Below are 21160 nucleotides of genomic sequence, written 5' to 3' on the forward strand. Positions count from 1 at the left end.
GAGGCGGTGGCACGACTGGGGGTGGTCAGGCGGCTCGGGAGCGGGCTGGCCGTGTTGTGGGCCGCCGCCACCGCCTCCTACCTCGCGCTGCTGCTCGCCCCGGGCGACACCGTGGACATCCTGGTCGGCGACGGGATCGACACGCCGGAGATCAGGGCCGGGATCATCCGGGAGTGGGGGCTCGACCGGCCCGAGATCGTCCAGTACCTGTCCTACCTGTGGCGGCTGCTGCACGGCGACCTCGGGCGCTCCTACCAGCTGCAGCGCGGCGTGGGCGAGGTCCTGGCCACCCAGGTCGGGCCGACCGTCCAGCTCACCCTGGCCGCCGCCGCCGTCGGGGTGACGCTGGCCGCCGCCATCGCGATCCTCACGGCCGGGCGCGGGCGCGCCGCCCGGGGCGTCGCGTCGGCGGCGGAGCTGGTGGCGGTGTCGGTGCCGCCGTTCCTCATCGGGATCGTGCTGCTGGCCGTGTTCTCGTTCACGCTCGGCTGGTTCCCCGTCTCCGGCGCGCAGGGGCCGTCGGCGGTGGTGCTGCCCGCGCTCGCCCTCGGGCTGCCCATCGCGGGCGTGCTCGGGCAGGTGCTGCGGGGCGGGCTCGAACGGGCGCTGGAGCAGCCGTTCGCGGTCACCGCCCGGGCGCGCGGGCTCACCGAGCGGGCGCTGGTCGCCCGGCACGCCCTGCGTCACGCGCTCATCCCGGCCGTGACGCTGGCCGGCTGGTTCACCGGCACCCTGCTCGGCGGGGCCGTCATCACGGAGGTGCTGTTCGGCCGGCCGGGGCTCGGGCGCGTGGCCATGGACGCCGTCACGGGGCGCGACATGCCGGTGGTGATGGCCGTCGTGCTGCTGTCGGCCGTCGTGTACGTGACCATCAGCACGCTGCTCGACCTGGCCTACCGCGCCATCGACCCGCGAATCCGAGGCTGACGCCATGTCCGCGCCGACCCGTGCCGTACTCCCGCCCACCGCCTTCCTCCTCCTGCTCGCGCTGGCCGTCGCCGCGCCCGCCCTGCTCACCGGCACGGACCCGCTGGCCGCCGACCCGCTCACCGCCCTCGCGCCCCCTGGACCCGAGCACTGGTTCGGCAGCGACCACCTCGGGCGCGACGTGCTGGCCAGGGTCGTGCACGGCGCCCGCCACTCCATCAGCATCGGCGTCGCGGCCACCGTCCTGGCCGTCACCACGGGCGTGCTGCTCGGCCTGGCGGCGGGCCTGTCACCCAAGTGGCTGGACGAGGCGCTGGCACGCGCGTTCGACGTGCTGTCCACCCTGCCCGAGCTCCTCCTCGCCCTGCTCGTCGTGGCGATCACCGGCCCCGGCACCGGGAACGTGATCATCGCCATCGCCATCGCCCAGCTCCCGAACTACGCCCGCGTGATCCGCGCCCAGACCTTCGTCGTGCGCCGCTCGGGCTACGTGGAGCAGGCCGTCACGTTCGGCCGCCCCCGCCTGGCGATCACCGCCGGCCACGTGCTCCCGAACGTGCTCGGCCCCATCCCCGTGCTGGCCACGATCGGGCTCGGCCAGGCGGTCATCGCCAGCTCGGGGCTGAGCTTCCTCGGCATGGGCCCGCAGCCGCCGGCCGCCGAGTGGGGCGCGATGCTCTCCGAGGCCCGCAACTACCTGCGGGTGGCGTGGTGGGAGGCGCTGTTCCCGGGCCTGGCGGTCACGCTCACCGTCGTCTGCCTGACCGTCGTCGGCCGCCGCCTCCAGCGCCGCTTCGAAGGAAGGACCCCATGACCACCACCCACGACCAACCCACCCCCACGGCCACCACCGACGACGCACCCGGGCCCGTAACCGCCTCGCCCCTCGTCGCCGTCCAGGACCTGCGGGTCAGCTTCAAGGGGACGGAGGTCGTCAGGGGCGTCTCGCTGTCCGTCGCGCCCGGCGAGTGCGTGGCCGTCGTGGGGGAGTCCGGCTCGGGCAAGAGCGTCACGGCACGTTCCCTGCTCGGGCTGGCCGGCCCCGGCTCGACGGTGCGGGCGTCCGCGTTCACGGTCTCGGGACGGGACGCGCTGGGGTTCGGGGCGCGGGAGTGGCGGTCGTTGCGCGGCCGGTTCGCGGGGCTCGTGCTGCAGGACGCGCTGGTCTCGCTCGACCCGCTGCGGACCGTGGGCGCGGAGATCGCCGAGGTGCTGGCCGTGCACGACGTCGTGCCCCGGCGGTGGCGGGAGAGCCGGGCGCTGGAGCTGCTGGAGTCGGTCGGCGTGCCGGAGCCGGAGGTGCGGGCACGGCAGCGTCCGCACGAGCTGTCGGGCGGGCTGCGGCAGCGCGTGCTCATCGCCTCCGCCATCGCGGCCGAACCGGAGCTGATCATCGCGGACGAGCCCACGACCGCGCTCGACGTCACCGTCCAGGCCCAGATCCTGCGCTTGCTCGCCGAGCGCAGGGCGGCGGGGACCGCGCTGCTGCTCATCAGCCACGATCTCGCCGTCGTCGGCTCCATCGCCGACCGCATCCTCGTCATGCGCGACGGCCAGGTGGTGGAGCAGGGGCCCGCCGCGGACGTGCTGGCCGCGCCCGCACACGCCTACACCCGCGCCCTGCTGGCGGCGGTGCCCTCGGCCGCCTCCCGCGGCACCCGCCTGACGGACGGCACCCCACTCCCACCCCGCCCCACCCCACGACCGCCCGCGCCCGCCGTCTGCGCCGACACCGCTCCGGTGCTCTCCGTCTCCCGCCTCACCCACTCCTACGGCCCCCGCCGCGTGGTCGACGACGTCTCCTTCACCCTCCACCGAGGCGAGACCCTGGGCATCGTCGGCGAGTCAGGCTCCGGCAAGACGACGGTCGCCCGCCTGGCCATGGCCCTGCTCCAGCCCGCCCACGGCCAGGTCACCCTGCACGGCGCCCCCTGGAGCGACCTGCCAGAACGCCGGCGCCGCCCCCACCGCCCCACCGTCCAGCTCATCTCCCAGAACCCCCTGGACTCCTTCGACCCCCGCCACACCACCGCCCGCCTGATCGCCGAACCGCTGCGGCTGCCCAGGCGGGAGCGCCGCACCCGGGTGCTGGACCTGCTGGCCCGCGTCGGCCTCCCCCCGGACGTGGCCGACCGCCACCCCCGCGAGCTGTCCGGCGGCCAACGCCAGCGGATCGCCATCGCCCGGGCCCTCGGCCCCCGCCCCGACGTGCTGGTCTGCGACGAGCCCGTCTCCGCGCTGGACGTCTCCGTCCAGGCGCAGGTCCTGGACCTGCTCGCCGAGCTGCAGGCCGAGTACGGCACCGCGATGGTGTTCATCTCCCACGACCTGGGCGTCGTCCACCACGTCGCCGACCGGGTGCTCGTCATGAAGGACGGCAGGGTCGTCGAGCGGGGAGAGGTGGACGAGGTGTTCACCGCGCCGCGCCACCCGTACACGCGGGACCTGGTGGCAGCGGTGCCCAGGCTGCCCGCGCAGGCCGATCACCGCCTCCGCCGGAAGAAGGCGGCCCAGCGCCCGGCACCCTTCGGCGGCGATGCCGGCGGCTCCTCGCCCGCAGATCCGCCCTCGCGCACGGAACCGTAGTACCTGGTGCTGCTCAGGTACACGGGCGCGTGGGGCTCCACGACGACCGTGCTCTCGCCGTTCACGGTGATCTGCCGGATGGCGGGCTCGGGCGGCGGGTCCGGTGCCCGGTGCTGGCGGATCATGGCGACGAGGGTCAGCACCAGGCTCGCCGCGCCGATCGCCAAGCTGCCGACGCTGGCGTAGCGGTCGGCGTCCTCGAGACTCTGCCCGTACAGGAAGGCTCCCGCGCCCATGACGGCGGCGGACAGCAGCAGTGCGCCGGACCAGCGCAGCCAGCGGGGAAAGGTACGCATCACACTCCCATCGAGGCGGATCTCAGAACGGCCACAGCCGATCGAACGGGTCGGCGACGAGCTCCTCCTCCTCGGCCGGCTCCCGATGCGGCTCCTCGGGAAGGCACGGTTCTTCCGCCGGGCCGCGCGCGGGCTCCTGCTCCTCTTCGGGGCGCGGCAGCTCCGCCACCTCCGACGGCCGCATCCCGAGATCCCGCAACGTCAGCTCCGCGAGCGCCGCCAGCTCCAGGCGGGACAGCTCGGCGCGGAGCTTCTCGTGGATCCGGAAGTCGTCGCCGACGGCGGCGATCGCCGCACCGCGCACCGCCAGCTCGCTCTCCGCCACCTCGATCTCGGCGGCCCGGTCGGGAAAGCACGTCGCCTGGACCAGCTCCACGGGCGACATCCGCTCGATGACGCGGGCCAGCTCCCTGGCGAACTCCTGCCGGTCCGCCGGATCCGCGTGCGGGGACAGGCACAGGGCGAACCCCCGGACCAGCTCGGCGTGCTCAAGCAGCAGCCCGGCCAGCGAGATCTCGCCGGAGGCGATGACGTGCCGGGTATGGGCGGTGACGTCGTGCTCCGGCCGTTCGACGACGAAGTCGCAGCCGACGGTGGTGACGTCCAGGCAGGGCCGGCCCTCGTAGTCCCGCCGTCCCCCCGGCTCGGGCTCCTCGTGGACGCGGGCGAGGGCGTCGCGGAAGCGCCTGTTCGCGGCCTCGTCGCCGGGGTCGATGACGAGGTCCCGCAGGGCGTCCCTGGCGGTGCCGGTGAGGTGCTCGGCCAGGCTGTCCACGTCGATCTCGACGCGCTTGATGCGGTAGTCGGCCGTCCAGGAGATGTCGCGGGCCGGTGAGAGGATGACGTGCGGGGTGTCGGTGACCTGGAGGCGGTCGATCGGTGCTCCTGCCCGGCCGGTCTCGTGCAGCGCCCGGTGCGGCTCCAGGACGATCGTGATGGGCACCGTCCTGCTGGGTGCGCGCTCCACCGGCTCGGACGGGACGCCGGGCTGAAGGGGCGCGTCGACGACGGGAGCACGGCCTGTCGGCTGGAGGATCGCCCGAGGGAGGCCCGCGGGTTGCGGAGTGGGGTCCGGCCGCGCGGGCTGCTGGGTGAGGAGTTCCAGCACGAACGCGCGATCGTCGCTCGGTTCCGGTGCTGCGGGCCGGTCACCGTACGGCGGGGGCGGCGCGCTGCAGCGGCCCGGCAGGCCCGAAGCCCTGGGCGCCGGCGGCCGTCCACCGCCCTCGGCGTGATCCTGCGGCGGCACGTCCGTCACCCACGAGGCGGCCGGCGGCGACACCCGCCGCACCCGGGCAGGCCGCATCCTGACAACCGCCACCACGGCGACCAGAGCCGCCAGCACGCCGAGGACGGGAACGGCGACGGCGGCGATCACCGACGCCGGCTCCACCACCCGGGCCCAGATCCACTGGGCGACCCGGACCACGACCCAGACGACCAGAACAGCGCCGACGACGTACCGCAAGAGCCATCACCGCCCCGGAGCCGCGAGAAGTGCAGAGATCCATCCTTCAGTGATCGCACCCGGAGCGGGATGACTGCCGGGGCTAGATGTCGGTCGCGCCGCCGGGCAGGAAGTCGCGCAGGTGGGCGAGCAGGGCGTCCGGGCGCTCCACGGGGATGAAGTGGCCGCATTCGGGGATCTCGGAGCCCCGTCGGATGCCCCGGCTCGCGGACGTGAACACGGTCAGCGAGGCGGTGGCGGCGGCGCCCCGCCCGATCCTGCGGCTCGTGATCGCGGACGGCCGGTTGGAGCCGCGGGCGGAGCGACTGGCCGGCGACGTGGCAGGCGGGCAGGCGCCGCTGGTGCTCGATGAGCCGGTGCGGCAACCGGACGAAGGTGAGACGGCACCAGCAGCGCGTTCAGAAATAGCACTGGGAGATTTGGCCCTCACTCGGCCACAATTGGTGAAGTGTGCCTCTTTTGGGATTTAAGTGGCACACGGCCTATTTGTGGTTCAACGAGTGATTGGCGAATGCATGGCGGGCGAGCACAGGCGGACGGTACTCGTGGTGCGGGGCGGGTGGGAAGGGCACGCCCCGGTGGCGGCCACCGACCTCTTCATGCCCTTCCTCGAGAAGAACGGGTTCGAGGTGCGGGTGGCGGACAGCCCGGCGCCCTACGCGGACCCGGCGTACATGGCCGGGATCGATCTCATCGTGCAGTGCTACACGATGGGCACCATCGAGCAGGACCAGCTCACGGGGCTGCGGGCGGCGATCGAGGCCGGCACGGGGATGGCGGGCTGGCACGGCGGCATCGCCGACTCCTACCGCAACTCCTCCGACTACCTGCACCTGATCGGCGGGCAGTTCGCGTGCCACCCCGGCAAGCACCCCGACGACGAGGACGCGGGCACCGAGCGGCACAACTTCGTCCCGTACACCGTGAACATGCTGCCCGAGGCGGCCGGACACCCGATCACCGAGGGGATCGGCGACTTCGACCTCGTCACCGAGCAGTACTGGGTGCTGGCCGACGACTACAACGACGTGCTGGCGACCACGACGCAGAAGGTGCGCCCGTGGGACCCCTGGCACCGCGAGGTGACCTCGCCGGCGATCTGGACGCGCCGCTGGGGCCAGGGGCGCATCTTCGTCGCGACCCCGGGGCACAGCCTCGACGTCCTGCGGAACGACAGCGTGCGCACCATCATCGAGAGGGGAATGTTGTGGGCCAGCCGCTGAACCTCGGCATCGTCGGTTGCGGGGCCATCTCGGCCCAGTACCTGCGCACCATCGACCGGCTGCCGCAGGTGCGGCTGGTGGCGGTGGCCGATCTCGACCTCGAACGGGCGCGCGCGGCCGTGGCGCCCTACCCCGGCGTGGACGTGCTCGGCGTGCCCGAGCTGATGGCCGACGCCAGGATCGACGCCGTGCTCAACCTGACCATCCCGGCCGCGCACGCCGAGGTCGCGCTGCAGGCCATCGCGGCCGGCAAGGACGTCTACTGCGAGAAGCCGCTCGCCGCCACCGGCGAGGACGCGCGGCGGGTGCTGGAGGCTGCCAGGGCGGCGGGCGTACGGGTCGGCTGCGCGCCCGACACCGTGCTCGGCACCGGCACCCAGACCGCCCGCCAGGCCATCGACGACGGCCTGATCGGCAGGCCCGTCGCGGCCACGGCGACGATGGTGACGCCGGGCCACGAGCGCTGGCACCCGAACCCGGACTTCTACTACGTCCCGGGTGGCGGGCCGCTCCTGGACATGGGGCCGTACTACATCAGCAGCCTGGTCACGCTGCTCGGCCCGGTCGCGACGGTGATCGGCGCGGCCAGCCGTACGCGGGCCAAGCGCACGATCGGCTCGGGTCCCCGCCAGGGCGAGGAGATCCCGGTCACCGTGGACACCCACGTCACCGGCGTGCTCGTGCACGAGTCCGGCGCGCTGACCACGCTGGTGATGAGCTTCGACGCGGTGGCCACCAAGGCGCCGAACATCGAGGTGCACGGTGAGAAGGGCTCCCTCGTGGTGCCCGACCCCAACCACTTCGACGGCGAGGTCCTGCTGACCCGGCTCGGCGACGAGGGCCCGCGCCCGCTGCCGGTCTCGGCCGGGTACGCCGACGCGGGCCGGGGCGTCGGCCTGCTCGACTTCGCCGAGGACCGGGAGGTCAGGGCGGGCGGCACGCTGGCCTTCCACGTGCTGGACGTCATGGAGTCGCTGCTCGCCTCGGCGCGCGAGGGCCGGGCCGTGGACGTGGAGAGCACCTGCGAACGGCCGAGGCCGGTGGCCCTGGGCAGGCCCGGCACGCAGGGCTGAGCCGGTGCGCCGGGCCGTGGGCGGTGGTCGCGCTCCACGGCCCGGCGCGCCTCTCTCGCTCGGCGAGCCGGTGCGGCCGGGCCGCCCGCGGGAGGGCGGCAACGCCTAACATCTCAGGTGGCGGTCAGCGCAGATCCCCTCGGGAGACGACATGAGCGATTCCGCGACCTTGCCCCTCTACATGCGCCGCGCCCTCTTCGACCCGGACCCGGAGCTCGTGCGGGTGCGCGAGGAGGAGGGCGTGCGGCGGGTCGCCACCCCGTTCGGGGTGGACGTCTGGATGGTCACCAGGTTCGCCGACGTCAGGGAGGTGCTGGGAGACCCGGCACGCTTCAGCAACGCCAGGCAGCCGCGCCCGCCGGGCGCGCCCGACATGCCCAGGGAGCAGGTGGAGGCGCAGCGGGCGGGCCACCTGCTGCTCTTCGACCCGCCCGAGCACACCCGGCTACGGCGGATGCTGACGCCGGAGTTCACCATGCGGCGCATGCGCCGCCTGGAGCCGCGCATCAGGGAGATCGTGCGCACGCACCTCGACGCGATGGAGGCCGCGGGGCCGCCCGCCGACCTGGTGGCCGCGTTCGCGCTGCCGATCCCGTCGCTGGTGATCTGCGAGCTGCTCGGCGTGCCGTACGTGGACCGGGAGGAGTTCCAGCGGCGTACGTCCAGGCTGCTCGACCTGTCGTTGTCGCTGAAGGAGCGGGCCCCGATCCGCGACGCCGCCCGCGCCTACATGGCGGAGCTGGTGGGCCGGGCGCAGGCGGACCCGGGCGACGACCTGCTCGGCATGCTGGTCCGCGAGCACGGCCACGACCTGAGCACCGACGAGCTGGTCGGCATCGGCAGCCTGCTGCTGGTGGCGGGCCACGAGACCACCTCCAACATGCTCGCGCTGGGCACCCTGGCCCTGCTGCGCCACCCCGAGCAGCTCGACCTGCTCAGGAAGGAGCCCGAGCGCGCCGACGCCGCCGTGGAGGAGCTGCTGCGCTGGCTCAGCATCGTCCACAACGGCACGTTCAAGACCACCACGACGGAGGTCGAGCTGTCGGGCGTGCGCATCCCCGAGGACGCGCTGCTGGTGGTCGCGCTGCCCGCGGCCAACCGCGACCCCGCCCTCGTGCCCGATCCCGACCGGCTCGACCTCGGCCGCGGCGACCTGGGGCACCTGGCCTTCGGCCACGGCGTGCACCACTGTCTGGGCGCGCCGCTGGCCAGGATGGAGATGCGGATCGCCTTCAACGCCCTGTTCGAGCGCTTCCCCGGGCTGCGCGAGGCCGCGCCGCCGCCCGGGTTCCGCGCCATGAACGTGGTGTACGGTCTGACCTCCCTGCACGTGACCTGGTGAGGCTCAGCCCTTCAGCCCGCTGAACGTCATGGTGGCCACGAACTGCCGCTGCGCCAGCACGAACGCGATGATCAGCGGCATCGTGGCCACCACGTTCCCGGCCATGAGCAGCGACCACTGCGTGTGCCGGGTGCCTTGGAAGTTGGCCAGCCCGAGCTGGATCGTGTAGAGGCTCTCGTCGCTGATCGCGACCAGCGGCCAGATGAGGTCGTTCCACGAGCCCAGCAGCGTGAACACGGTGAGCGTCGCCAGCGCGGGCCTGGCCAGCGGCAGCACCACCCGCCAGAACACCCCGAACGTCGAGCAGCCGTCGATGCGGGCGGCGTCCTCCAGCTCGGCCGGCAGCGACAGGAAGAACTGCCGCATCAGGAAGATCCCGAACGCCGACGCCAGCCACGGCACGAACGCCGCCGCCAGCGTGTCGATCAGGCCGAGCCTGGTGAACATCACGTACGTCGGGATCATCAGGAGCTGGGCCGGGATCATGATGGTCGCCAGGATCATCAGGAACCCGGCGTTCTTGCCGAAGAACTTCAGCCGCGCGAAGCCGTACCCGGCCATCGAGCAGAGCACGAGCTGGGAGAGCACCGCGATCGCGGCCACCACGACGGTGTTCAGCAGCCAGCGCAGCGCCTGCGACTCGGTGAACAGGCCGATGAAGCCGTCGAGCTGCAGTCGGCTGGGGATGAACCGGGGCGGGAAGCGGTTGATGTCGCCGTCCGGCATGAACGCGGTCAGCACCATCTGCACCAGCGGCAGCGCGAACAGCAGGGCCAGCGGCATCAGCAGCAGGTGCCAGGGGCTGAACGGCAGGCGTCTCATCATCAGAAGGCCTCGATCTTGCTGCGCCGGGAGTAGAGGATCATCCCGACGGTGATGAGCAGGGTCGCGGCGAACAGCCCGTAGGCGACGGCCGAGCCGTAGCCGAACTTGGTGAGCTTGAACGCCTGGACGTAGACGTAGTACACGATCGTCTGCGTGGCCCCGAGCGGGCCGCCCCTGGTGGTGGTGAAGACCAGGTCGAACAGCTGCAGCGCGGTGATCGTCTGCCAGATGGAGGTGAACACCGTGACCGGCCCGAGCGCGGGCAGCGTGACGTGCCGGAAGACCTGCCAGCGGTTGGCGCCGTCCATCCTGGCCGCCTCCACCACGTCCTTCGGGATGTCCTGCAACGCGGCCAGGTACACGACCACGGTGAAGCCGACCTGCCCCCACAGCGCGATCAGGCAGATCACCGGCAGCGCCTGCGACTGGCTCTCCAGGAACTGCTGCTGCGGCAGGCCGAGCGCGCGCAGCACGCTGTTGGCGGCGCCGTACTGGGGGTTGAAGACGAAGCTGGCCAGGATGCCGGTCGCCGCCGCCGACGCGACGAACGGGATGAAGATGCACGTACGGTAGAAGCCGACCAGCTTGATCGGCCGGTTCAGCGCGACGGCCACGAGCATGCCCAGGAAGATCGACGCGGGCACGAACAGCACCGTGAACACCACCGTGTGCCGCACCGCCGCGAACAGGTCCGGATCCTCCAGCATGAGCTGGTAGTTCAGCAGGCCGATGGGCTTGGCCGGGGCGATGCCGTTCCACTTCTGCAGCGAGATGAGCAGGGCCCACGCCGCGGGGAAGATCGACAGGCCCACGACGAGCGCGGTGGCGGGCCCCGCGAACCCCCAGCCGACCAGGCTGCGGTGCAGCCACCGCAGCCGGCCGGACGGGACCGCCGCGCGGTGGGCGGCGGCCTGGCGCCGCCCGGCGAACAGCAGCGACATCCTCAGCCTCCGGCCAGCGCCTGGCGCGACTTGGCGGCGGCCTCGTCCAGCGCCGCCTTCGGCGTGGCCGCGCCCTGCAGCGCCTTGGCGATCGCCTCGCCGACGTAGCGCGACATCTCGACGTACCCGCTGATCGTGGGCCTGGCCTGCTTGGCGTTGGCCAGGTTGGCGACGATCTTCTCCACGCCCGGGTACTCCTTGACGTAGGTCTGGTACTCCGACAGCGAGGTCTCCGAGGCGCGCAGCGGCAGGTTGCCCTGGGCCAGGTTCCACTGGGCGTCGCCCTCGGCCGAGGTGAGCCACTTCATCAGCTCGAACGACCAGTAGGCGCGGTTGGCGTCGCCGTTGTCGAACAGCGTCCACAGGTCCGGCCCCGAGACCGTCTGGTGGTCGCCGTTGGTGCCGGGCAGGAAGGCCACGCCGTAGTCGGTCTTCTTCTGCTTCAGCTCCAGCAGCGACCACGGCCCGTTGATGATCATGGCGATCCGGCCGTCGCCGAACAGCGGCGCGTAACGCTCGTCCGTCTGGTCGAGGTAGACGCTTCTGTCGTCCACCGCCATCGCCCGCAGGAACTCCAGCGCGTCCACGCCCGCCTGCGAGTTGAACGCGGCCTGCTTGCCGTCCTGCGACAGGATGCTGCCGCCGCGCTGCCACAGCAGCGGCCAGAAGTGCCAGGTGGTGTCCTCGGAGGCGCTCACCGAGTACGCGGTCCCGTAGATCTTCTCGGCCGGGTCGGTCAGCTTCTTGGCCGCGGCCCTGAAGTCGTCCCAGGTCCACTCGTCGGTCGGGTACGGCAGGCCCTTGGCGTCGAACAGCTTCTTGTTGTAGAGCAGGGAGAGGTTGTCCACGAGCGCGGGGAAGCCGATGACCTGACCGTTCGGCGTCGCGGTGGTGCGGGCCGACTCGGGGAACTCCGCCCACTTGACCGCCGGGTCCCGCACCTTCTCGGTCAGGTCGAGCGTCTTGCCGGACTCCTGAAGCTGCGACGCCCAACTACCGAAAGCATAGGAAATATCGGGATACACGCCGCTTGCGAAGCCCGCGGACAGTTTCTGCAACAGCTCGTCGGTGGTGGACGCACCCGAGGTGACCTCGATGGTGACGTTGGGATGCCGCTGGGTGAACGTGGCCGCCAATCCCTCCAGGATCTTCTGCGCGTCGGCGCTCTGCCCCGACCACCACGTGAGCTTCACCTTCGCCTGCGGATCCACGGTTTCGGGGCCCTCCTGGGACGTTCCCCCGCAGCCGGAGACCGCCAGGATGATCGCCGCTACCAGGGCCGCCACGGTTGTCTTTCGCACTGTGGATGCTCCCTCCCGGAATGTTGGAGCCCATCATGGCTACTTTCGAAGTCTTGTCAATACCTTCGAAAATGCGCAAGGGTTGACAAGCTTTCACAACTCCTGCGACTGTGCCGTGGTGTCCAGAACGACCTTCGACCTTCTTGTCGTGGGCGACGCCAACCCGGACGTGATCGTGTCGGGTTCGCCTCGCCATCCCGAGTTCGGCCAGCGCGAGCAGCTCGTCCCCGCCGCCGGCCTCGTGCTCGGCGGCTCCGGCGCGATCACCGCGTACGGCGCCGCCCGGCTGGGGCTGCGCACCGCGTTCGCCGGGCGGGTGGGGGACGACCCCGCGGGCACCTTCGTCCTGGACGCCCTGCGTGCCGGCGGCGTGGACGTCTCGGCCTGCGTCGTCGATCCCGCCGTGCCCACCGCCATGACGGTGGTGCTGGTGGACGGCGATGACCGGGCCATCCTGACCGCTCCCGGCTGCCTCGACCGGCTCGCCGCCACCGACGTGCCGCCCGGGCTGCTCGAACGGGCCGCGCACGTGCACGTCTCGTCGTACTTCCTGCAGCCGCTGCTGGCCGAGGGGCTGGCCGGGCTGTTCGGCCTGGCCAGGGCCGCCGGCGCCTCCACCTCGCTCGACACCAACGACGACCCGGCGGGCCGGTGGGCGGGCCTGGCCGACGTGCTGCCCGTCACGGACGTGCTGCTCCCCAACGAGAACGAGGCCCTGGCCATCGCGAACGCCGTCGCCGGACCGGGCGCCGGGAGCGCGTCCGGCCCCACAACGGCACTCGCCACCGAAGGCGCGAATCCGGAGCGGCCCGGTCTGGAGCGGCCCGGTCTGGAGCGGCCCGGTCTGGAGTGGGCGGTGCGGGAGCTGGCCGCGCGCGGCACCCTGCCCGTCGTCAAGCGCGGCGAGCGCGGCGCCCTGGCCTTCGCCGACGGCGAGCTGGTCGAGGTCCCGGCCCGCCCGGCCACCGTCGTGGACGCCGTCGGCGCCGGTGACAGCTTCAACGCGGGCCTGCTCGCCGCCCTCCTGCGCGGCCTGCCACTGAGTCAGAGCATGTCGGTCGCCGTGACCTGCGGCACCCTTTCCACCCGCGCCGCCGGGGGCACCGCGGCGCAGCCCACCTGGGAGGAAGCCACCTCATGAAGAAGATCGTGTTCGTCGGGGCCGGAAGCGTGGTCTTCACCCACGGGCTGCTCGCCGACCTGGTCAAGTTCCCCGAGCTGCGCGGCATGCGCATCGCCCTGCACGACATCGACCCCGAGCGGCTGCAGGTGGCCGAGGCCGTCGCCCGCCGCATCACCGGCGACGCCGCCACCGTCACCGCCCACCTCGACCGCCGCGAGGCGCTCGACGGCGCCGACTTCGTGATCAACATGGTGCAGGTCGGCGGGTACGACTCCACCGTCATCGACTTCGAGATCCCCGCCCGGTACGGCCTGCGCCAGACGATCGCCGACACGATCGGCACCGGCGGCGTCTTCCGCGCCCTGCGCACCTTCCCCCTCCTGGACGCGCTGGCCGCCGACATCACCGCCGTCTGCCCCGACGCGCTGCTGCTCAACTACACCAACCCGATGGCGATGAACGTCTGGTACCTGTCGGGCAAGGTCAGGAACGTCGTCGGCCTGTGCCACTCGGTCTACTGGACGATGCGCGGCCTGGCGGACCTCGTCGCGGTGCCGTACGAGGAGATCTCCTACGTCGCGGCCGGCGTCAACCACCAGGCGTGGGTGCTGCGCTTCGAACGCGACGGCGAGGACCTCTACCCGCGCATCGACGTGGAGGACCCGCAGCTGCGGCGGCGGGTGCGGATCGACATGTACCGGCGGCTCGGCTACTACCCGACCGAGACCAGCGAGCACTCCGCCGAGTACGTGCCCTGGCTGATGCACCACGACTCCGAGCTGGACCGGCTGCGCATCCCGGTGGGCGAGTACCTGCGGGTCAGCGAGGAGAACGTGGCCGAGTACAAGCGCACCCGCGACCTCGTACGGCACGGCGGCGAGCTGGACATCGCCGGCACCGACGAGTACGCCCCCCAGATCATCCACAGCATCGTCACCGGCACGCCCCGCGTCGTCTACGGCAACGTCGTCAACGACGGGCTCATCTCCAACCTGCCCCAGGGCTGCGTGGTGGAGGTGCCGTGCGTGGTGGACGCCACCGGCGTGCGGCCCACCGCGGTCGGCGCGCTGCCCCCGCAGTGCGCGGCCCTGAACAGGACCTACGTGAGCGTCAACGAGCTGACGGTGCGGGCCGCGCTCGAAGGCGACCCCCGCCACGTCAGGCACGCCCTGATGATCGACCCCAACACGGCGGCCTCCCTGACGCTGGACGACATCTGGCGGATGGCCGACGACCTCACCCGCGCCCACGGCGACCTGCTCCCGGAGCCGCTCCGCGCCGCCCGTTAGCCAGGGCTCAGCGGGCGATCTCGACCTCCAGCCCCTTGTCGCGCAGCGCGGCCACGCACTCGGGGTCGGCCGACTCGCCCGTGATCAGCAGGTCGATCTCGCCGATCGCGCAGATCGGCGCCATCTCCACCACCCCCAGCTTGGAGGCGTCCGCGACCAGGATCTTCCTGGTCGCGGCGCGCAGCATGCGCTGCTTCATCTCCGCGTCGGGCAGGCTCACGTTCGTCACCCCACCGGCCGCGTCGACCCCGCCGCAGCCCAGGATGACGGTGTGCGCGCGGATGCCCTCCAGCAGCTTGCCGCCCAGCGGGTCGACCAGCGAGTGCTGCTGCCGGCGCAGGCTGCCGCCGGTCACCACGACCGAGATGCGCGGCAGCGCCGGCTCCAGCTCCAGCGCCGTGCGCAACCCGTTGGTGAACACGGTCACCTCGGTCAGCTCCGAGCGCGCCACCAGCTCCCTGGCCACGTACGTGGTGGTGGTGCCCGCGCCCATCAGCACGCTCTCGCCCGAGCCGACCAGCCGCGCGGCCACCTTCGCGATGCACGACTTCTCCACCGCCGCCGTGCCCAGCGACAGCTCGAACGACGGCTCGACGTGCGGCGCCGGCCCGGCCGACACGGCGCCGCCGCGCACCCGGCGCACCTTGCCCTGCTCCTCCAGCGCGTCGAGGTCGGCCCTGACCGTCACGCTGGACACGCCGAACGCCTCGGCCAGCTCCGCGACCCTGGCGAACTCCTGCTCGGTGAGCAACGCCAGCATGCGCTCGCGACGGACCTCCGTCGGCATCGACTCGCTCATCGGCGGACCGCCGCGGGCAGCAGGTCGCCGTGCGCCTCGATCAGCTCGTCGCAGAGCGCCTCGATCGCGGGCAGCGGCAGCGTGGCCGCCGTGTTGGGGTCGAGCATCGCGGCCCGGTAGACGTGCGCTCGCTCCCCGTCGAGCACCGCCCGCACGGTCAGCTCCACCACGTTGAGGAACGTGCGGTTGAGCGCGGCGAGCTGGACGGGCAGGTCGCCGACGGCGCGCGGGCGCACCCCCGCGGCGCCGGCCAGGGCCGGCACCTCCACGCACGCCTCCTGGGGCAGGTTGCCGATCAGGCCGCGGTTGGCCACGTTGACGTAGATCTCCTTCTCCTCGCCGGTCAGCAGCGCGAGGATCAGCGCGGCGGCGGGCTCCTGGTGCTGCCACCGGATGAGCAGCTTGTGGCCGGCGGACAGGGCGCGCCGCGTCTCCTCGTACAGGTGCAGGCTCTGGCCGACGCGGCGCAGGTACTCCTCGACGGGCACGCCCAGCCGGGCGGTCTCCTCGGGGTGGCGCATGATCCACGGCACGTACTCGGCGGCGTGCTCGCTGGACATCGTGGGGAAGCGGCCGAAGGTGCGGTAGAGCTCGACCCGTACATGCCTGCGCAGCTGGGCGTCGGCGGCGATGACCGCGTCGAGCTCCGGGTAGAGCGAGCGGCCGCCGGCCTCGAAGCGCAGCACGAACGACTGATGGTTGAGCCCGGCGCTGAGGAAGGTGATCTCGTCCTCGTCACGGCCGACGAGGTCGGCCAGGTAGGCGTGGGTGTCGCAGACCGCGTGGCACAGCCCGGCGAACCGCTCGAACCCGGTCGCCTCGTGCACCGCCCACCCGGCCATCGCCATCGGGTCGCTGAGGCTCAGCAGCCACGCCTGCGGGCACACCTCGGCCATCTGCGCGGCCAGCTCCACCAGCACCGGGATCGTGCGCAGGCCGCGGAACACGCCGCCGATGCCGATCGTGTCGCCGATGGTCTGGCGCAGGCCGTACCGGTGCGGGATCTCGAAGTCGCGCAGCGTGGCCTCGAAGCCGCCGACGTCGAGGTGGGCCAGCACGAAGTCGGCCCCCTTCAGCGCCTGCCGCCGGTCGAACACGCTGCGGATCTTCGTGTCGGCGCCCGCCTCCGCGTCGAGCGCCCGCACCAGCGTCTCGGCCGTCGCCAGCCTGCCGGGGTCGTCGTCGTGCAGCACGACCTCCAGCTCGCCGCGCAGGGGAGGGGCGAGCATCAGGGCGGACAGGACGCGGCGTGTCAGCTCCACGTCACCGGCCCCGATGAAGACGATCCGCGCCATCCCCGCAGTATCCCACGCCCGCCCCGCACCCCGGCCCCGCCGCTGAGGGGCCGGACGCGCCGGGCGTCAGACGCGCAGCAGCGGCCCCCAGGTGCGCGGCCCGACGAGCCCGTCATCCTCGATGCCCTCGGCCCGCTGGAACCCCCGCACCAGCTCCACCAGCCCGTCGTCGCACCGGGTGGACTTCAGCCACCCCTCCAGCCCGTCCTGCAGCCCGGCGTAGGCGGCGGGCGGCACGTGCCCCCGCGCGAACAGGCATCCCCTGACGGTCTTGACGTCGTAGTTGTCGTCGCCGAGCCGGACCAGCGGCAGCTCTCTCACGATCTCCTCCGTCCAGGACGGGCCGGGCGCGCCGGCGATGAGGGCGGCCACGGCCGCCCGGAAGTCGGTCATGTCGATGGAGTGGGGGTCGGGCTTGGCGGTGTTGACCTCCCGGTGGGCCTTGACGCGCGAGGCGCCCAGCCCGAACTCGCGGCACAGCTCCGCGCACAGCCGCCGGTAGGCGTCGAGCTGCACCTCCGGCCACGGCTGGGAGCCGTTGTTCTCGGCCTCGATGCCGAGCGAGCTGGAGTTGTCGTGCAGCGGCGAGGTGGAGGGCGCGTTGTGCCAGCAGCGCCCGGCCGCGATGACGTAGATGCGGCCCGACCTGCCGAGCCCGAACTGCGACAGCGGCCCCGCCAGGCCCGTCCGCCCGTCGCGGACCACGGCGAGCGAGGGGTAGTCGCCGCCGCCGGCGGGACCGGCGGTGTGGTGGCAGACGATGCCCCGCACCTCCGGTTGCGGCCCGTGGCCCCGGCTCCGCCACCCCGCCACCTCGGTCACGGGATGGCCCGTGCGTCGGGCGACGTCGGCGAGCTGGGTCAAATACGGCATCGAGCACCTCCGTCTTGCGTCTGGATGAGTCTCACACCCTTCGATCGACGACGAGTGGCCATCATGTCGCTGTACGTGATCACCGCCGGGCGGGCGGACGACCATGACGCCCGCCTGGCCAGGCAGGCGCTTACAGATCATTACCATGCCGTACCCGTACGCGACGGGGAGATTCGGAGAAAAAAGGGGGATCCGGGCCGCGCCCCGATCAACCAGTGACCCCTCAGGGCCGCACGGCGCCCACGAGGCGGCCGCGCCAGTAGTCGTCCAGATCGACCACCTTGATCACGTCGCCGGTCTGCGGCGCGTGCACCATCCTGCCGTCGCCGGCGTACATGCCCATGTGCCCCAGGCCCTTGCTGAACAGCAGATCGCCCGGCTGCACCTGGTCCAGCGGCACCCGCCGGTCGGCGCCCCACGCCCACTGCGTGTACGTGGTGCGCGGCAGCGTCACCCCGGCCGCCCGCCAGGCCGCCTGCGTCAGGCCCGAGCAGTCGAAGGAGCCCGGCCCCGTGCCGCCGTACCGGTACGGCTTACCCACCTGCGCGAAGGCGAACTGCAGCGCCTGGCGCGCGTTGCCGGAGGCGGGCCCGGTGTACTTCAGCCCGGTGCTGCGCTGGTCACCCGTCCGGTAGGCGCCCAGCCGGCGCAGCAGCCTGGTCTGCTCCTCGACCAGGTCGTCCACCTGCTCCTGCTTGCCGCGCACGTCGTCGCGGGCCTGCTCGGCCTCGGCCAGGGCGCTCCTGGCCCGGTCGCGCCGCTCGCGCAGGCCCCTGGTGGCGTCCTCGAACGCCTGGATCCGCGCCGCCCGGTCCCGGGCCATCTGGTCGAGGGCGGCCATGCCGCTCAGCATCGCCTCCGGCGGGCCGCCGACGGCGAAGCGCTGCCAGCCCTGCGACGGGCCGAACTGGTAGTTGTGCACCGCGATCGCGGCCAGCTCCTCGCGCAGCTCCGCCACCTGCTCGCCCTTGGCGGCCAGCTCTGACTCCAGCGCCCGGTACTTCGTCCTGGCCTCGCGGTAGGCCTCGGTGGCCTGGTTGTAGCGCTCGACGAGCTGGTCGGCCCGCTCGTTCAGCTTCACCAGCCTGGCCCTGACCTGGGCGGGGGACGGGTCGGCCCAGGCCGCGCCGGGCACGGCGGCCGTGACGGCGATGGTCACGGTCATGGTCACGGTCATGGTCACGGTCATGGGCACGGTCATGGCCAGGGCCGTGGCTGCCGCCGCCCGTGCGAGCCTCGCCGACACCGTCACCCGCCTGCCTCCTTCGCGCCGTTCCATGAGGCCGTTCCATGAGGCCGTTCCATGAGGAGGTACGGGCAAGGGGCCGGGAGTGTTCAACGGCATGCGGCTTCCGGCGGGCGCCGCGCCGTCAGGGCGTGAACGTGCAGGGCAGCCGCTTGTGGCCGTTGATGAAGCTGGACAGCAGCAGCTCCCGCTGGCCCGGATGGCCGGTGTGCAGCTTCAGCCCGTGGCGCGCGCGGATCATCGCGACGCTGTCGGACCTCTACCTCGCGCAGGTCCGCGAGCTGTTCGAGGAGGTGCCGCTGGGCGAGACCGACCTGCGGATGACCGCGCTGACCGTCGTCAGCGGCCTGTGGGAGCCGCCGGCGGCCCGGCTGCGCGGGGCCGCCGGCGCGCTACCCCGACCACTCGATCTCGTCGCGCTTCGACAGGAACTCCGCGGCCGCCTCCCATGGCATCGGCAGCGGCATCGGGTACGTCGTGCGGATCCTGGACAGCTCCCGGTGCGCCCGGATCAGCCCGGCGAAGTCGCGCGGGTAGGCCCGCGTGTCCACCCCGGTGAACACCCCCACCTTGCGCGCCCGCGCCAGCAGCCGCCGCCAGTCGCCGATCCCGGCCAGCCCCACCGACTCCACCCCGTGCGAGAACAGCATCAGCCTGATCTCGTCGAACGGGTCCGTCCCGTCCAGGTAGGCCATCGCCCGCCGCTGCGACTGCTCGGCGTTGAACACCATCCAGTACGGCACCGACCCGCTGCGCAGCGCCCACCACGGCTCCAGCAGCAGGAAACACTCCACCAGCAGCCGATCACCGGGCAGCCCCCGCCGCCGGTACCAGTCGCGATACAGCTCCGCCACGACCGGGCTCAGCTCCTCCGGCTCGCCGAACCGCATCCTGACCAGCCGCCACCCGTTGCGCGCCGCCAGCTCCTCCAGGTCGGCGAGCAGCTCCGGCTCGAACCCCCACTCCGCCTCCGGGCTGTCGCCGTCCGCCGGGGGATAGTCCCACCGCTCCCGGCCGGCGCCGTACCGGCTCAGGTAGTCCGCCACGCGCGGCCCGCCGTGCTCGTACTCCTCCCGGGTGGCGCCGCCCAGCGCGCCGTGCTGGAAGACGTAGCGCGGCCCCACCCGCGTGACCGGCCAGCGCAGCCCGCACTCCGGCACCACCAGCGTCGCGCCGGCCGGCAGCGACTCCTCCAGGAAACGCCGGTAGGCCTGCGGCAGCCTGCGCCACTTCACCCGGAAGTACGTCATTCCCGCGATCATCAGCCGGTCCTGGTTGGCGTCGTGCATGTGGTGCAGCACCAGGTCGGGGTTGGCCGCCAGCAGCGCCTGCCCGGCCTCGCGGGTGGCCCGCAGGTCGCCGCGCGGGTCGTCGGGGCCGACGCCGCGCCGGCGTACCGGCAGCAGCAGCGTCTGCGGCAGCCACGGCGTCCGCAGCGCCGCCGCCAGGTGGATCAGCGCGCCGTTGGACGACCCGAGGAACGCCACCGGGTACGGCCCGCGCGGGTAGTGCCCGCTCACCCAGCGGGCCAGCTCCTCGGACCGGATCTCCGGCACCCGCCGCAGCGGCACCGCCTCGGCCCAGCCGCTCACCGCGTACGCCTGCTCCTTGGCCGCCCGCGGCAACCGGGCCGCCGCGCCCGCCACGGCGGCGGCCACCGGCTCCAGCACCCGCGGCGCCTGCCCCAGCATCGGCACGTCCTGGTCGCGCAGGAACCGCGACAGCGCCCGCAACATCCCGGTGGCCGAGTCGAACGAGGCCACCGCCTTCTGCGGCTTCACCATGCCCGCTCCAGGAACGCCGCCACCTCGCGCGCCAGCCCCCGCGGATCCCTGTACGGCACCATGTGCGGCAGCCCTTCCATGACCACCAGCCGCCCCCTGGGCAGCAGCCGGGTCACCTCCTCGGCCCACGCCTGGCTCACCATCCGGTCCGCGCCGCCCCGCACCACCAGGACGGGCACGGTGACGTGCGGCAGCTTGTCCTCGATCCGGTCGCGCATCGAGGCGCCGAAGCTGGCCAGCACCCGGCGCGGCCCGGCGTCGAGGTAGTCGGCGACGTTCAGCGGCATCATGCGCGGGCTCTCCCGCACCGAGTTGCGCAGCCACTGACCGACCAGCCGCACCGCGGACCTGGCCCGCGCGTCCACGGTCGGCCCCACCAGCACCAGCGCGCCCGCCGCGCCAGGATGCCTGACCGCCAGGTCGACCGCCACCTGGCAGCCGAACGAGCCGCCCAGCAGGCACGGCCGCCGCAGCTCGCTCGCCGCCAGCCAGTCGGCCACAGCGTCGGCGAGCCCCGTCACGGTCAGCGGCGCCCGCGGCTTCTCGCTGCGCCCGAAGCCCGGCAGGTCCAGGCTCCAGGCGTCGTGCGTGACCCCCATCTCCCGCACGAACGGCAGCAGCTCCCGGCTGGAGACGCCCGCGCCGTGCACGCACACCACGGGCGGCCCGGGGCCCTGACTCCGCCACACCGCGACCTTCATGCCCAGGGCGGTGCGGACCAGCGATTCGAGCGGCACGGCTCCCCTTCCGCGGACGAGCCGCCCCCCTA

The 21160-nt window shown here is 72.9% G+C and carries 20 protein-coding genes and 1 pseudogene; 9 read left to right on the forward strand and 12 right to left on the reverse strand.

Going from position 1 to position 21160, the window contains the following annotated elements:
* The first annotated feature begins 6 nt into the window (after positions 1-6).
* The 3 genes from LCN96_RS27305 to LCN96_RS27315 are packed head-to-tail and all read left to right on the forward strand — an operon-like array spanning position 7 to position 3513.
* The gene (locus tag LCN96_RS27305) at positions 7-927 is read left to right on the forward strand and encodes an ABC transporter permease (protein WP_225275745.1); all 921 of its coding nucleotides are present in this window, start codon (positions 7-9) and stop codon (positions 925-927) included.
* A gap of 4 nt (positions 928-931) precedes the next feature.
* Positions 932-1741, forward strand: coding sequence for an ABC transporter permease (locus tag LCN96_RS27310; RefSeq protein ID WP_225275746.1), 810 nt, complete (start codon positions 932-934; stop codon positions 1739-1741).
* Positions 1738-3513 carry a dipeptide ABC transporter ATP-binding protein gene (locus LCN96_RS27315; protein ID WP_225275747.1) on the forward strand — a complete coding sequence of 592 codons (1776 nt, stop codon included), beginning with the start codon at positions 1738-1740 and terminating at the stop codon, positions 3511-3513. The genes LCN96_RS27310 and LCN96_RS27315 overlap by 4 nt, the downstream gene beginning before the upstream one ends.
* Here LCN96_RS27315 and LCN96_RS27320 read toward each other — a convergent pair.
* The 3 genes from LCN96_RS27320 to LCN96_RS27330 all read right to left on the reverse strand — a co-directional run bounded on the left by LCN96_RS27320 (position 3411) and on the right by LCN96_RS27330 (position 5497).
* The gene (locus LCN96_RS27320) at positions 3411-3809 is read right to left on the reverse strand and encodes a hypothetical protein (RefSeq protein WP_225275748.1); all 399 of its coding nucleotides are present in this window, start codon (positions 3807-3809) and stop codon (positions 3411-3413) included. The two genes, LCN96_RS27315 and LCN96_RS27320, sit on opposite strands and share 103 nt — an antisense overlap.
* A 22-nt stretch (positions 3810-3831) precedes the next feature.
* Positions 3832-5277, reverse strand: coding sequence for a hypothetical protein (locus LCN96_RS27325; RefSeq protein ID WP_225275749.1), 1446 nt, complete (start codon positions 5275-5277; stop codon positions 3832-3834).
* A gap of 82 nt (positions 5278-5359) precedes the next feature.
* Positions 5360-5497 (reverse strand): alpha/beta fold hydrolase, encoded by a 138-nt coding sequence (locus LCN96_RS27330; RefSeq protein WP_225275750.1) that lies wholly within the window; start codon positions 5495-5497, stop codon positions 5360-5362.
* A 113-nt stretch (positions 5498-5610) separates the two neighbouring features.
* Here LCN96_RS27330 and LCN96_RS57460 point away from each other — a divergent pair.
* The 4 genes and pseudogenes from LCN96_RS57460 to LCN96_RS27350 form a co-directional block, all read left to right on the forward strand.
* Positions 5611-5685: pseudogene (locus LCN96_RS57460) on the forward strand (CGNR zinc finger domain-containing protein); the annotation flags it as partial.
* Between the two features lie 107 nt (positions 5686-5792).
* Positions 5793-6500 carry a ThuA domain-containing protein gene (locus LCN96_RS27340; protein WP_225275751.1) on the forward strand — a complete coding sequence of 236 codons (708 nt, stop codon included), beginning with the start codon at positions 5793-5795 and terminating at the stop codon, positions 6498-6500.
* On the forward strand, positions 6485-7573 hold the full coding sequence (locus LCN96_RS27345) for a Gfo/Idh/MocA family protein (RefSeq protein ID WP_225275752.1): 1089 nt from the start codon (positions 6485-6487) through the stop codon (positions 7571-7573). Before LCN96_RS27340 ends, LCN96_RS27345 begins: the two co-directional genes overlap by 16 nt.
* 151 nt (positions 7574-7724) lie before the next feature.
* Positions 7725-8915, forward strand: coding sequence for a cytochrome P450 (locus LCN96_RS27350; RefSeq protein ID WP_225275753.1), 1191 nt, complete (start codon positions 7725-7727; stop codon positions 8913-8915).
* Between the two features lie 3 nt (positions 8916-8918).
* On the opposite strand, the gene LCN96_RS27355 is transcribed toward LCN96_RS27350, so the two are convergent.
* From LCN96_RS27355 to LCN96_RS27365, 3 genes are read right to left on the reverse strand one after another with little or no spacing between them, the layout of a single operon-like run.
* Entirely contained in the window at positions 8919-9740 is an 822-nt protein-coding gene (locus LCN96_RS27355) for a carbohydrate ABC transporter permease (protein ID WP_225275754.1), read from the reverse strand.
* Positions 9740-10681, reverse strand: a complete 942-nt coding sequence (locus tag LCN96_RS27360) for a carbohydrate ABC transporter permease (protein WP_225275755.1) — start codon at positions 10679-10681, stop codon at positions 9740-9742. The genes LCN96_RS27355 and LCN96_RS27360 overlap by 1 nt, the downstream gene beginning before the upstream one ends.
* Before the next feature lie 2 nt (positions 10682-10683).
* Positions 10684-11982, reverse strand: a complete 1299-nt coding sequence (locus LCN96_RS27365) for an ABC transporter substrate-binding protein (RefSeq protein WP_225275756.1) — start codon at positions 11980-11982, stop codon at positions 10684-10686.
* A 118-nt stretch (positions 11983-12100) separates the two neighbouring features.
* Between LCN96_RS27365 and LCN96_RS27370 the strand changes: the two genes are divergently transcribed.
* The gene (locus tag LCN96_RS27370; protein ID WP_225275757.1) at positions 12101-13123 is read left to right on the forward strand and encodes a carbohydrate kinase family protein; all 1023 of its coding nucleotides are present in this window, start codon (positions 12101-12103) and stop codon (positions 13121-13123) included.
* Positions 13120-14394 carry an alpha-glucosidase/alpha-galactosidase gene (gene melA / locus LCN96_RS27375; RefSeq protein WP_225275758.1) on the forward strand — a complete coding sequence of 425 codons (1275 nt, stop codon included), beginning with the start codon at positions 13120-13122 and terminating at the stop codon, positions 14392-14394. Before LCN96_RS27370 ends, melA begins: the two co-directional genes overlap by 4 nt.
* Positions 14395-14401: 7 nt before the next feature.
* On the opposite strand, the gene LCN96_RS27380 is transcribed toward melA, so the two are convergent.
* The 6 genes from LCN96_RS27380 to LCN96_RS27405 form a co-directional block, all read right to left on the reverse strand.
* Positions 14402-15181 carry a DeoR/GlpR family DNA-binding transcription regulator gene (locus tag LCN96_RS27380; protein WP_225275759.1) on the reverse strand — a complete coding sequence of 260 codons (780 nt, stop codon included), beginning with the start codon at positions 15179-15181 and terminating at the stop codon, positions 14402-14404.
* Between the two features lie 8 nt (positions 15182-15189).
* Positions 15190-16488, reverse strand: coding sequence for a family 4 glycosyl hydrolase (locus LCN96_RS27385; protein WP_225275760.1), 1299 nt, complete (start codon positions 16486-16488; stop codon positions 15190-15192).
* A gap of 66 nt (positions 16489-16554) precedes the next feature.
* The gene (locus LCN96_RS27390; RefSeq protein ID WP_225275761.1) at positions 16555-17361 is read right to left on the reverse strand and encodes a peptidoglycan recognition protein family protein; all 807 of its coding nucleotides are present in this window, start codon (positions 17359-17361) and stop codon (positions 16555-16557) included.
* 223 nt (positions 17362-17584) lie between these two features.
* Positions 17585-18640: a C40 family peptidase gene (locus LCN96_RS27395; protein WP_225275762.1), complete on the reverse strand. Its 1056-nt coding sequence runs from the start codon at positions 18638-18640 to the stop codon at positions 17585-17587.
* A gap of 359 nt (positions 18641-18999) precedes the next feature.
* Positions 19000-20391, reverse strand: a complete 1392-nt coding sequence (locus LCN96_RS27400; protein WP_225275763.1) for a hypothetical protein — start codon at positions 20389-20391, stop codon at positions 19000-19002.
* Positions 20385-21128 carry an alpha/beta fold hydrolase gene (locus LCN96_RS27405; protein WP_225275764.1) on the reverse strand — a complete coding sequence of 248 codons (744 nt, stop codon included), beginning with the start codon at positions 21126-21128 and terminating at the stop codon, positions 20385-20387. The genes LCN96_RS27400 and LCN96_RS27405 overlap by 7 nt, the downstream gene beginning before the upstream one ends.
* Positions 21129-21160: the final 32 nt, after the last annotated feature.

It is taken from the genome of Nonomuraea gerenzanensis (genome assembly GCF_020215645.1).
GTDB lineage: Bacteria > Actinomycetota > Actinomycetes > Streptosporangiales > Streptosporangiaceae > Nonomuraea > Nonomuraea gerenzanensis.